Source organism: Spiribacter salinus M19-40, from assembly GCF_000319575.2.
GTDB lineage: Bacteria > Pseudomonadota > Gammaproteobacteria > Nitrococcales > Nitrococcaceae > Spiribacter > Spiribacter salinus.
This window is the reverse complement of record NC_021291.1, coordinates 963,677-975,479: the sequence shown is the minus strand read 5'-3', so window position 1 is coordinate 975,479 and position 11,803 is coordinate 963,677. Positions and strand designations below refer to the sequence as shown.

Annotated in this window: 11 protein-coding genes; 8 read left to right on the top strand and 3 right to left on the bottom strand. The window is 59.6% G+C overall.

The window, feature by feature from the left end; all coding sequences use genetic code 11:
- Positions 1–92 precede the first annotated feature (92 nt).
- From pglZ to SPISAL_RS04845, 6 genes are all read left to right on the top strand, one after another.
- Entirely contained in the window at positions 93–2,462 is a 2,370-nt protein-coding gene (pglZ, locus tag SPISAL_RS04865) for a BREX-1 system phosphatase PglZ type B (RefSeq protein WP_016353358.1), read from the top strand.
- Positions 2,459–4,507 (top strand): BREX system Lon protease-like protein BrxL, encoded by a 2,049-nt coding sequence (brxL, locus tag SPISAL_RS04860; protein WP_016353357.1) that lies wholly within the window; start codon positions 2,459–2,461, stop codon positions 4,505–4,507. Before pglZ ends, brxL begins: the two co-directional genes overlap by 4 nt.
- A 185-nt stretch (positions 4,508–4,692) precedes the next feature.
- Positions 4,693–6,483 (top strand): GmrSD restriction endonuclease domain-containing protein, encoded by a 1,791-nt coding sequence (locus tag SPISAL_RS04855; protein ID WP_016353356.1) that lies wholly within the window; start codon positions 4,693–4,695, stop codon positions 6,481–6,483.
- Positions 6,484–6,500: 17 nt separating this feature from the next.
- A complete protein-coding gene (locus SPISAL_RS08970; protein ID WP_222821391.1) occupies positions 6,501–6,731 on the top strand; it encodes a hypothetical protein in 231 nt (76 codons plus the stop codon).
- The gene (locus tag SPISAL_RS04850; protein WP_222821390.1) at positions 6,697–7,422 is read left to right on the top strand and encodes an HNH endonuclease; all 726 of its coding nucleotides are present in this window, start codon (positions 6,697–6,699) and stop codon (positions 7,420–7,422) included. The genes SPISAL_RS08970 and SPISAL_RS04850 overlap by 35 nt, the downstream gene beginning before the upstream one ends.
- 46 nt (positions 7,423–7,468) lie before the next feature.
- On the top strand, positions 7,469–7,717 hold the full coding sequence (locus tag SPISAL_RS04845; RefSeq protein WP_016353353.1) for a hypothetical protein: 249 nt from the start codon (positions 7,469–7,471) through the stop codon (positions 7,715–7,717).
- A gap of 9 nt (positions 7,718–7,726) precedes the next feature.
- Here the strand turns inward: SPISAL_RS04845 and SPISAL_RS04840 are convergent, their stop codons facing one another.
- Together SPISAL_RS04840 and SPISAL_RS08825 are read right to left on the bottom strand one after the other, a co-directional pair.
- On the bottom strand, positions 7,727–7,987 hold the full coding sequence (locus tag SPISAL_RS04840) for a type II toxin-antitoxin system VapC family toxin (protein ID WP_016353352.1): 261 nt from the start codon (positions 7,985–7,987) through the stop codon (positions 7,727–7,729).
- Positions 7,984–8,241, bottom strand: coding sequence for a type II toxin-antitoxin system Phd/YefM family antitoxin (locus SPISAL_RS08825; protein WP_016353351.1), 258 nt, complete (start codon positions 8,239–8,241; stop codon positions 7,984–7,986). The genes SPISAL_RS04840 and SPISAL_RS08825 overlap by 4 nt, the downstream gene beginning before the upstream one ends.
- A 166-nt stretch (positions 8,242–8,407) precedes the next feature.
- On the opposite strand from SPISAL_RS08825, the gene SPISAL_RS04835 reads away from it, so the two are divergent.
- Together SPISAL_RS04835 and rlmKL are read left to right on the top strand one after the other, a co-directional pair.
- Positions 8,408–8,752, top strand: coding sequence for a HigA family addiction module antitoxin (locus SPISAL_RS04835; protein WP_051111889.1), 345 nt, complete (start codon positions 8,408–8,410; stop codon positions 8,750–8,752).
- Between the two features lie 93 nt (positions 8,753–8,845).
- Positions 8,846–10,963 carry a bifunctional 23S rRNA (guanine(2069)-N(7))-methyltransferase RlmK/23S rRNA (guanine(2445)-N(2))-methyltransferase RlmL gene (rlmKL, locus tag SPISAL_RS04830; protein ID WP_016353349.1) on the top strand — a complete coding sequence of 706 codons (2,118 nt, stop codon included), beginning with the start codon at positions 8,846–8,848 and terminating at the stop codon, positions 10,961–10,963.
- On the opposite strand, the gene SPISAL_RS04825 is transcribed toward rlmKL, so the two are convergent.
- Positions 10,940–11,755, bottom strand: a complete 816-nt coding sequence (locus SPISAL_RS04825; protein ID WP_016353348.1) for a DUF6279 family lipoprotein — start codon at positions 11,753–11,755, stop codon at positions 10,940–10,942. The genes rlmKL and SPISAL_RS04825 overlap by 24 nt on opposite strands.
- Positions 11,756–11,803 lie beyond the last annotated feature (48 nt).

Below are 11,803 nucleotides of genomic sequence, written 5' to 3'. Positions count from 1 at the left end.
CAAGGCATATTTCCTGCACAGCTCAACGGCACTGTCGATGAGAGGGGTGTTCAAATCCATCCTCTGTCGGCCTGTGTCTTCGGAGTCCACGAATGAGCATTCAGCCGCCGATTGAGCAGCCACTGACTGTGGCGCAAGCGCTCATTGCTGCCGTGCGACGCGCGGCACGGCATAACACCGACACCGAGAGCGCGCCGCATTGCATTTTGTGGACTGATCGCGATCAGCAGTGGCAGAGCGTCATTCCGCAATTGCAGGGCGACATGCCTGAGCTTTTGGTGTTGGGGGGTTACGATCCTGAAAGACGGAGTGGCCCGGCGATTTGGCTGCGCTGTGCGATCGCCCGAGTGCTCGACGAGGTCTACCTGTCATCGGATGCGACGCCCGTGCTCTATTTGCCGGGCGTAGGGCGCCAGGATCTTCGCGCGGTGGAGAGCTGCCCGCAGTTCCTGAAGCCACTGGCAGAACTGCAATATCGCGGTGTGACTTGGTCACAGGTCAACGGTAAGGATTGGACCGTGACGGCATTTTTGAAGTCCGACCAGGGTGGCCTAGGTCTAGATGTGCCGCGGGACGATGATACCAAGCGGGCGATGCTCCTAGCGCTAGATAGTTTGGTCGATGAGGACGTGGCGTTACTGCGTGGTAAGCGGTTGGACGCCACCTACTTTAATACCCTGCTGGCAGGGGGCGATCCAACGCGAGATTTGCTGCAGTGGTTGAACGACGCTGAGGTTTTCAGCGGAGAGCGCGACAAACAGCAATGGGCGGCCTTTCGTGAAGTCTGTCGAGCCCAATTCGCGTTTGATCCGAACGACGGACCGATTGCCGGGGCTGCTAAGCTGGCGGATCGCAATGGGCCGTGGGCACTCGTGTGGCAGCGCTACAGTGAGTCTGCGCACCGATACCCGCACATCCCAGCGCAGATTCGGCGCAGCAAGGCGCCGGATTTCGGTCTGTTTTCTGATGCCGTGGACGTTGGCGGCTGGCCACAGTGGAACGATAGCCGAGAGAGCACATTGCGCCATCAGCTAACTGCGCTGGCTGATACGCCAGCCCATCAGGCGAGGGAGCGGATCCATAAGCTCAACAAGGAACATGCCGCTCGGCGTGAGCTTGTTTGGGCGGAACTTGGGGAATCGCCGCTGGCTTGCGCACTGAAACCGCTGAGTACTCTAGCAGAGGTGACGAGTAATTCGCTTGCGGCTGGCGGCATTGCGGAGATTAAGGCCGCCTACACCACATTCGGCTGGAAAGCGGATGATGCTGTTTTGGCAGCACTGGCTTACCTGCGCGCGCAACAGGACCTAGATGCTGTCACGGCCGCAATTCGGGCGATGTATCTGCCATGGTGCGAAGATTCGGCACGCCACCTGCAGACAATCGCCGCTCAACAGTCGCCACCCCCCGGTGGCGTTCGCAGTGAGAGCCCGCCTCACTACATTCGTCACGACCAATGCGTGTTGTTCGTAGATGGGCTGCGTTTCGATACAGGTAAGCGTCTCGCCGCGCGCCTGGAAGGAATCGGGCTGACCATTGAAGAGGTACCGACATGGGCTGCATTGCCTAGCGTGACAGCGACCGGCAAGGCCGCGGTCACGCCGGTCGCAGACAAGATCGCGGGAGAAGCAGGCAGTACGGATTTCGAACCGAGCGTTGCGGCGACAGGAACAGCACTGAGTGGGTATCAGCTCAAGAAATTGCTGAAGGATGCAGGTTGGCAATGCCTGCGTGGTGACGAGCTCGGCCGGGGCGAGGGACAGGCATGGTGCGAGTTTGGCGACATCGATCATGAAGGTCATTCTCGTGGCTGGAAGTTGGCTCAGCACCTCGACACCCTCCTGAGTGAGGTGCAGGTTCGAGTGGAAGAGTTGCTCGCGGCGGGCTGGGAGGAAGTGCGCGTGGTCACCGATCACGGTTGGTTGCTGCTGCCCGGTGGGCTGCCGAAGATAGAATTGCCCCGCGCGTTGGCGGAATCAAAGTGGGGGCGTTGCGCGGCCATGAAGGAGGGCGCCCGAACGCAGGAGCGGCTTTTCCCTTGGTACTGGAATCCCCATCAGGAGTTTGCCCTGGCGGACGGCATCAGTTGCTATAAACACGGTGAGGATTACGCCCACGGCGGCTTGAGTCTGCAGGAATGCCTCACGCTCCATTTGGTCGTGAAGGGGACTGCGGCCGGTGCGACTGCACACATGGAAATCGCTGACGTTACGTGGCGCGGGCTACGTTGCAACGTGGCGCTGGAGCAGGAGGGCGTCGAGGCGACAGCGGATCTGCGTGAGCGTGCTGGTGATCCGGAGAGCAGTATCGTCACGGCGCCGCGCGTTCTCAAGGATAACGGTACCTGCTCGCTGGTAGTCGAAGACGAAGGCTTGCAGGGCAAGGCAGCGATTCTGGTGCTTTTGGATGGTACGGGCCATTTGATTCAGCAGCGCGAGGTACGGATAGGCGGGGACTCATGAGCATAGAACTTGATGCGATCGATAACGTGGCTGTCGGTGCACTGGATGGCTATCTGGTGCGCAAGGACCTCGTGCGGACCTTTAGTCGCCAGTTCCCGGTGCCGACCTATGTCGTGGAGTTCCTTTTGGGGCGCTACTGCGCAAGTGCGGACCCGGATGAGATCAATGAGGGCCTGGAGATTGTTCAGCGGCAGTTGCAGTCCCGAACAGTTAAGGCGGGTGATGAGGAGTTATTTAAATCTCGAGCGCGTGAGCAGGGCGAGATCAAACTGATCGACATGATCACCGCCCGACTCGACACCAAGACGGATACCTACATTGCATCCCTACCAAGCCTGCGGATCAAGGATGCTCGGATTTCCGCTGATTTAGCGAATGCACACGAGCGTATGTTCACTGGCGGCTTCTATGCTGAGATCACTTTGAGCTATGACGCTGCCATTGCCGTGGAACAAAACGGCCGGCCCTTCGCCGTAGTCAACCTGCGCGAGATCCAGCTCTCCAGCCGCGAGGTCCTTGAAAAATTCGGCGAGGCCCGTAAGCAGTTCAGTACCGCTCAGTGGAAGGATTTCCTGCTGCGCTCTACCGGTATCGAGCCCGAGGCACTGAGCGAGCGTGAAAAGGATGCGCTCATGTTACGTATGGCTCCCTTCGTGGAGCGCAACTATAACCTTGTGGAGCTCGGCCCCCGAGGTACTGGTAAGAGCCACCTGTTCCAGCAAGTCTCGCCCTACGCACACCTGATTTCTGGCGGCAAGGCCACGGTCGCCAAGATGTTCGTCAATAATGCCAATGGCCAGCGTGGATTGGTCTGTCAATACGACGTTGTCTGCTTTGACGAGGTCTCCGGCATCTCCTTTGACCAGAAAGATGGTGTGAACATCATGAAGGGCTACATGGAGTCTGGGGAATTCAGTCGCGGGAAGGAGAGCATCCGCGCTGATGGCAGCATCGTCCTGGTTGGTAACTTCGAAGTGGATGTCGAGCATCAACAGCGCATTGGTCACCTCTTCGGACCGATGCCGCCAGAGATGAAAGACGACACAGCCTTCATGGATCGCATCCACGCCTTTCTGCCAGGGTGGGATGTGCCCAAGGTGAGTAGTGAAATACTCACTGATCACTTCGGATTGGTGAGTGACTTTCTCTCCGAGTGCTGGAGTCAACTGCGCGCCCAAAGCCGGCTCGCGACGATTCAGGATCGCGTGCATTACGGCGGAGCTTTGTCTGGGCGTGATACGAATGCCGTCAATAAGACTGTCGGCGGCTTGCTTAAGTTGCTGTATCCGACCGGTGGGGAGATTTCCGACGAAGACTTGGAATGGGCTGTGCGCATTGCCCTCGAAGCTCGGCGTCGGGTAAAGGAACAGCAGAAGCGCATCGGTGCAGCCGAGTTCCGGAATACCCACTTCAGCTACACACTCGGCGCGGACGGCGTCGAAAAGTTCGTGTCCACGCCCGAGTTGCAGAGTGGAGGCGGCATCGGCGATGACCCTCTGGAGCCCGGTCAGGTATGGGCGATCAGCCCAGGTGCCGAGGACGAACATCCTGGTCTGTTCCGCATAGAGGTCAACGAGGGGCCGGGGTCGGGCGTTAAGATCTTGAACAAGCCTGTGCCGCCCTCATTTATAGAAAGCATGGGCTTCGCTGAGCAAAACCTCTACGCACGCTCCCACCAGTTCGTTGGTGATAAGGATCCGCGTCAACACGAGTTTACAGCGCAGATACGGGGCTTCGACGCTGCTAAAGCGGGCGCCAAGGTCGGCGTTGCATCAGTAATCGCGCTCTCAACCGCTCTGCTAAAACGCAGCGTTAAGGGCGGCCTTGTTGTCGTCGGGGAACTCAATCTGGGTGGCTCGATTGAGCCAATTCACGACGCTGTCAATTTGGTGGAGATAGGTGTTGAGAAGGGAGCTAGCGTGGTCTTGATGCCCGTGACCTGCCGAAAGCAGCTACTCGATTTGTCAGATGACATGGCGACTAAGGTGGATATTCAGTTCTTTTCTGATGCCCGGGATGCGCTTTTGAAGGCTGTCGCGGATTAGTCCACGAAAACCCGGGTCTGAGAGGGGGCTGGGTGCGTTGCCGTGCGACACTCTGGGAGAAATCAGTTGTATTGGGTTGCAGGCTTGGCCATCACAGTTAAGGTGACCCGAGTGCCCGTGTAACGGATGACATCCCTTCAGCGTCCCAGTTTTTGGGCGAGCTGAGCGGCTTGGGAGGGCCATTGATGGCCAAGTACGAAGTCAAACAGACCGCAGTGAGTCAGGTCCTCGCTGATGTGCGGAGCGATAAGATCGCGATCCCGGAGCTCCAGCGCCCGTTCGTATGGAAGACACCCCAAGTCCGGGATCTGGTGGATTCACTGTATCACGGCTACCCGGTGGGCTACCTCATCACCTGGCAATCGGTGGGGGCCAAGCTCAAGGGCGGGGAGGTCGCTGCCCACCAGCAGATTCTCATTGATGGGCAGCAACGGGTGACGGCGCTTCGAGCCGCGATCGCCGGTCAACCGGTGGTGGGCCGGAACTATCAGCGAAAGCGCATCGCCATATCGTTTAATCCGGTCACTGAGGTGTTCGCAACCCGAACACCCGCCATCGACCGGAGTAGTCAGTGGATTCATGATATTGCAGAGTTCTTCTCCGGGACTCGACAGCTCACCTTTCTGCGGCACTATTTCGAAAAGAACCCTGGCGTGGATGAGGACACGGTGGAGATCGCCATCGGCAAGCTCGCCGCCATCGAACACGCCCAGGTGGGGGTGATCTCACTGGCCGATGACCTCGATGTCGAGACGGTGGCGGAGATCTTTGTGCGCATCAACGCCAAGGGCGTACCGCTCTCCAGTGCCGATTTCGTGATGAGCAAGATTGCCACCTACGGCGAGGAAGGGCGAAACCTGCGCAAGCTCATCGACTACTTCTGCCATCTTGCGGTGGCGGGGCACGCCTTCGAAGATATCTCCGCGAACGACCAAGAGTTCGCCGTCACCGATCATCTTAAGAAAATCAGTTGGTTGAAGAACCAATCGGATGAACTTTTCCAGCCTGAGTACACGGACATCATTCGCGTGGCGGGACTGGTTGGTTTCTCTCGGGGCAAGGCCGGTGCGATCGTGAGTGAACTCTCTGGCCTTGATCCAGAGACTCGCAAAGTCGATGAGTCCCGCATTCCAGGAGCTTATGCCCGCCTTAGCGAAACACTAAACGAGATGGTCCGGCAGACCCACGTCGAGCGGTTTGTGATGATGATCAAATCAGCGGGGTTCATCGATGCCAGCATGATCGGCTCCAAAAATGCGCTGAACTTCGCCTACGCGCTCTATCTGCGCACCCGTCAGAACGAGGCAATGACCGAGGGTGAGCGGTCCCGTCTGGTCAAGCGTTGGTTCGTGATGAGTTTGCTGACGGGCCGGGCGGTGGGCAGCTTTGAGTCGATCTGGGAGACGGATCTGCGCCGCATTGAGGAGCACGGTGCGCCTCAGTACCTATCGATGCTCGAGCAGTCTGAGCTGGGTGAGGGCTTTTGGACCGGCGCCTTGCCGCAACTGCTGATGACCCCAAGTCGCCGCAGTCCCGCCTTTCAGACCTATCTTGCCGCGCGTGTTCACAGCGGTGGGCGCGGTTTTCTGTCCAAGTCTATCGGGGTCGCGCACATGATCGAGGGCCATGGCGATATCCATCACATAGTCCCGAAGAATCACCTCATCAAGAACGGCTTCCCCAAAGCCGGCGATTACAATCAGGTCGCGAACTTCGTCCTCACAGAGACACCGATTAACATCGGCATCAAGGACTACCCACCCTGTGAATACATGCAATGGGTCGATGAGCAGGTCCAAACCGGTGAGCTGCGCCTTGGAGAGATCAATGACCCTGAGGACCTTGCCGAGAACCTAACGGAGAACGCGATCCCTGCGTTCATCCGTGAAGTGACCGCAGAAAACTATGAAGACCTCCTCCGAGAGCGGCGGCGGTTGATGGCGGACATAATCAGGCAGTATTACGAAGCATTGTGACGAAGGAGGGGATAGTTATGGCCCCCGCAGACGAAGACTTCCGCGCCGCCGGCTTCGCCCATGTCGCCGCGCTCACGGCACAGCACGGTGTCCTGAGCTCCCGCATCATCGCGAACGGCTTTCAGTTCCAGGGGCAGCGCATCCCGCTGGTCAATCCGCAGCAGGGCCTTTTTCAAGCCCCGGCAGATGCGCTATCTGCTGTCGATCCGCACCGTGATTCCCCGAAAGGGCGCGAAGGTCTGGTATGACGACCGGCGGCAGGTTCATGACCAGATTTACGCCGGTGACGAGTGCGTCGATTATGCCTTTATGGGTGAAAATCCCGACGCCCGGAACAACATTTGGCTACGCGAGGCGTGGGAATCCGGTATCCCGTTCATCTATTTCCTCGGTGTCGCGCCCGGACGATTTCAGGCGGTGATGCCCGCATTTATTGCGGACTGGGACCCGAAATCTCTGTCCGTTTCGGTAACTTTCGGCGAGGAGCCAAATGTCACCTCGTCGCAACCCAGTGATGCGATCGAGCGGCGTTACATCCTTCGCCAGGTCAAGCAGCGCCTGCACCAATCGCAATTCCGCGAAGCGGTGCTCTCAGCCTATGACTGCCGCTGCGCGATTTCCAACCTGCCAGAGGGGCGCCTGCTCGATGCCGCACACATCATCGCAGATGGCCATGAGCGTCTGGGACAACCAGAGGTGGTCAACGGGTTACCGCTTTCCAAAGTTCACCATGCCGCCTTTGATGGTCATTTGATTGGTATCGACCCGGATTATCGCTTGCATGTTTCGGATGCTCTGATGGCGCAGAACGATGGTCCCACTCTCGAGGCCCTTAAGCAGAGTGATGGCCAACTGCTACACCTGCCGCACCGCAAACGGGATTATCCGGACCAGGAGCGGTTAGCTCGGCGATTTGAGGTCTTTAGGAAAGTTTCTTGAAGAGGCACTCGGTCATTCTCGGATACGCATAACCCCCGGAGCCCCCATGAACCTGCGCCAAAAATCCCGCACCACCTCCGCGATCCTGACGTTGTTGTTTGGTCCGCTTGGGGTGTTCTACTCGAGCGCGGCGGGGGCCATCGTGTTGATCCTGGTCGCGATTGCGAGCGCGGGAACGATCATTGGCCCAATCCTGTGCTGGCTCGCGGCGATCATCTGGGGCGACCACACCGTCAGGCGCCATAACGAGTCCGTGGACCGACTACTGAATCGTTCCTCGGATGATGACGCGTAGTTGATCGTTTCAAAGCACTGACAGCACATCGGTCCTGGCAAAATCGTCGCCAATGAAGAGCAGCGGCAGATTGTTGGCCTTGGCAGAGACGTAGGCGAAGCAATCACCGAAGTTAAGCCCCGCTGGATGGGCGCCTTTTCCCCATCTCGCGTAGGCATCAGCGGCGGCCACTGCTTTGGCGGCGTCCAGCACGCCAACTCCTGCGAACCCATCGCTTTCGGATTTGTTGAGCAGTAGCGCCACCAGAACGAAGGTGACCAGGACGATCATTCCGGCTGCCCACCTTTATCGTACAGGAAGTCTTGGCTTCGGCTTGCGCTTGGCCCCGGGAGGACTTTTTCCGCCGCCCGAGCGCGGATAGCGGCGATCTGTGCGGCTCTGTCCTTGACCGAGGTGCGAGGACGTATTGCAACCAGTCGCGCAACGGCATGCCCGTGCCGGGTCAACACAATGTCTTCGCCGGCCTCGGCCCTGCGGACGAGATCAGTCAGTCTTTCTTTGGCATCGGTGATGGTGAGTTGCATACTTCCTTTGATTGCATCCTTATCTTAGACGATGAAATGGTTCAAATTCAGCGGTAATCCTTGTGTTTTCCACTCTTGGTGTTAAGTTGGTTAACGTTGCGCAACACGCGACACTTTGAATGATGATCCTGTCACCCAAGCACAAAGGATTACGCCGTTACCACTGATGGCTATGCATAACCCTCCACATCCCGGCGAGTTCATTCGGGCGACGTACATGGAGCCTCACGGACTGAGCTGCCGTTATCTGGCCGAGCGATTGGACGTGTCCCCGTCCACCTTGAATCGGATCTTGAAACAGCAAAGCGGCATTAGCCCGGAGATGGCGTTAAGGCTCTCCAAGGCACTCGGCCGTACCGCCCAGAGTTGGCTGGCCATGCAGGATGCTTATGATCTCTGGCATGCGGGTAAGACCATAAAACTGGATAAGGTCCATAAAGTGGAACTCATTGAGGAGATTGGCAGCGCGGAAGAGGGTGCATCTCAGACCGGCCCAGAGGCTGCACGATGAGCGATCTAATCATCTTCGAAGACGATGCCCAGCAGGTAGAAGTGCGGCTGGTCATGCACCTGCTTGCCCCGGCGCAACCGAGCCACACGCCCAATGACTGACTTTTTCGCCACCGCCCCGCGCGGATTCGAAGAGCTGCTGGCCGCTGAGTTGCGCGAACTCGGCCTGGTGAGCGCGCGGGTGCAGCGCGGCGGGGTCGCTTTCACCGAATCGCTGGCGGGTGCCTACCGCGCATGTTTGTGGTCACGGCTCGCCAACCGCATCCTCCTGCCCATCGCACGCTTTGAGGCGTCAGACGAACAGGCCTTGTATACCGGCGTGCAGGGCATCGACTGGTCAGCACACCTGGGGGTGGAGAACACGCTGGCGGTGGACTTCACCGGCGTGCGGGCGGGCATCGCCCACAGCCGATTTGCCCAGCAGCGCGTTAAGGATGCCATCGTCGATCAGCTGCGGGATGCCAGTGGCGCGCGCCCGACCGTGGACACCGATCAGCCCGATGTGAGGGTGAACGCCCACATGATGGACGCGGCGGTGACGGTGGCGATTGATTTATCGGGCGAGAGCCTGCATCAGCGTGGCTATCGGCGCCAGGGCCGCGGCGCACCGCTAAAAGAGAACGTGGCGGCCGCGATGCTGCTGCGGGGCGACTGGCCTGCACTGGCCGGCCAAGGCGGGGCGTTGATTGATCCCATGTGTGGCTCGGGCACGCTGTTGATCGAGGCGGCGTGGATGGCGACCGACACCGCGCCGGGTCTGTTGCGTACACGCTTTGGTTTTCATCACTGGCGTGGCCACGATGATGCCCTGTGGAAACCCCTGATCGACGAAGCGCTGGAGCGCCAGGAGCGCGGTGCCGAAAACCTCCCGACCATCCTCGGGTTTGATCAGGATAAGGAGGCGGTCGCTGCCAGCCGCGATCACCTGCGTCGAGCGGGTTTGGCCGATGGGGTAGAAGTGGAGTGCGCCGAGGTAGGCCAACTGCAACGACCGGCCGATCGGCCAAGCGGTCTGGTTATCACCAACCCACCTTATGGCCAGCGCCTGGCCGAGCAGCATGAGTTGGTGCCGTTGTACCTGAGCCTCGGCCAGACCCTGAAGATGCGGTTTGCGGGCTGGCGCGCGATGGTGCTCAACGGCTCGGGCTGTGCGCTTGGCTTGAAACCCGAGCGCAGTTGGCAGGTGTTTAATGGTCCCATTGAGTGCCGCCTCGAGCGCTTTGAGTTGCAAGCCGGAGGCGGGGACGCGACACCCGCGCAGGACCTGGTCAACCGCCTGCATAAAAACCAGCGGCAATTGAAGAAATGGCTGGCGCGTGAGGATGTGTATGCCTATCGGGTCTACGATGCGGACATCCCGGAGTACGCCCTGGCCGTGGATGTGTACAACAGCGAGGACGGCCGATGGCTGCATGTCCAGGAGTATGCCGCCCCCGCCACGGTGGATACCGGCAAGGCGCAGGCCCGCTTGCGCGCCGCGTTGAGCGTGTTGCCTGGCGCACTCGACACGTCAACGTCAAAGCTCGTTTATAAAGTCCGTCAGCGCCAGCGCGGCGGGCAGCAGGTTCAGCGCCTGGCCGAACAAGGCCAGTATCTGGAGGTGCAGGAAGGGCCCTGCCGCCTGCTCGTCAACCTTACTGATCACCTGGACACGGGCTTGTTTCTGGATCATCGGCCGGTCCGGCAGTGGATTGGTGAGCAGGCCAAAGATCAGCATTTTCTGAACCTGTACGCCTACACGGGCGCCGCCACGGTGCATGCGGGGCTGGGTGGCGCGGCCAGCACCACCAGTGTCGATTTATCAAAGACTTATCTCGCCTGGTTGCAGCAAAACCTCAATCGCAATCAACTCAACAGCCCCGTGCATGCGCTGGTTCAAGCGGATGTGATGGGCTGGCTGCAGCACTGTGATCAGCGGTATGACCTGATCTTTTTAGACCCACCGAGTTTTTCCAGATCAAAGCGCATGGCCGGTCAGTTGGATATTCAGCGCGATCATGTGGCGCTGATTCAGGCGGCGGCTGCGTGCCTAAGTGAGGACGGCTTGCTGATTTTTTCGATCAACCGCAAAGGCTTCAAGCTCGACCCGGCGCTGCACGAGCAGTTCAGCATCGAAGACCGCACGGCGTGGTCCATTCCGAAAGACTTTCAGCGCCGCACCTGGGTGCATGGGTGTTGGTTTATTCGTCTACCGCGCGGCCACCGTCTCTAGATCGCCGCGGTACCCGGCAAGGCGCTCGCGGGCGCTGTTGCGCTGATCTGGGGTCAGGCTGGTGATCAGGGTATGGGTGCAGCGCCCCCAGAGCGCTCGGCTGGTGGCCCGATAATCCTGTAGGGCGGGGGAGCGCGCCTCGTCCTCAAGCAGCCAGGCCTGAAGGAAATCTTCGACCTTCTCCTGAGGGGCGTCGTCGCGCAGCAGAGCGAGGAAGTCCTCCTCGGTTTGCTGACGCCAGGCCGACCACTCGTTGGCGACATCCGGCATGTCGGCCACACAGCCCTCGAGCGTTTGCGTCTGCGCCTCGGTGAGCGTGCCCACCCAGGATTCGGTGCGCTCGATGACCTGCGCCTCGCGCCCGTTGGCCATGCGATCGAGATAGTCTTCCCGGCCCTCGGCGAGGGTGCCCTCCAGGGCATCGATTTGGGCGGCATCCAGATCCCGCAGGATTTCCGCGGCTAGCGGAATCATGTCGCTGACCGTGGTCCGAAGGATCTGCTCACTGTCGACAAACACCTGCTCGACGTCCGCTCGCGCAGGATCGGGGTCTGCGATGAGGGCTTCCACGGTATCGAGTTGCCCATTCAGCGTGGGCAGTCGGTGATTCCGGTGAAAGGCCTGGTAGGCAGCCATGCCCTCACGCAGCCGGCCGCGTTGTTCGCGATCCAGCTCAAGATAGCTCCCCACCCGCCAGGCGCCGAGCCAGTCGGCGTTCTCATAGGCAAGCTCCACCCGCGAACAGGCCGCGAGGGTGAGCGTAAGCAGCAGGGCGGTGAGTGTGCGGGTCATCGCATCTCCGTGTAATGCGCAGGGGCGGTGTCATAAGATAAGCGCAAG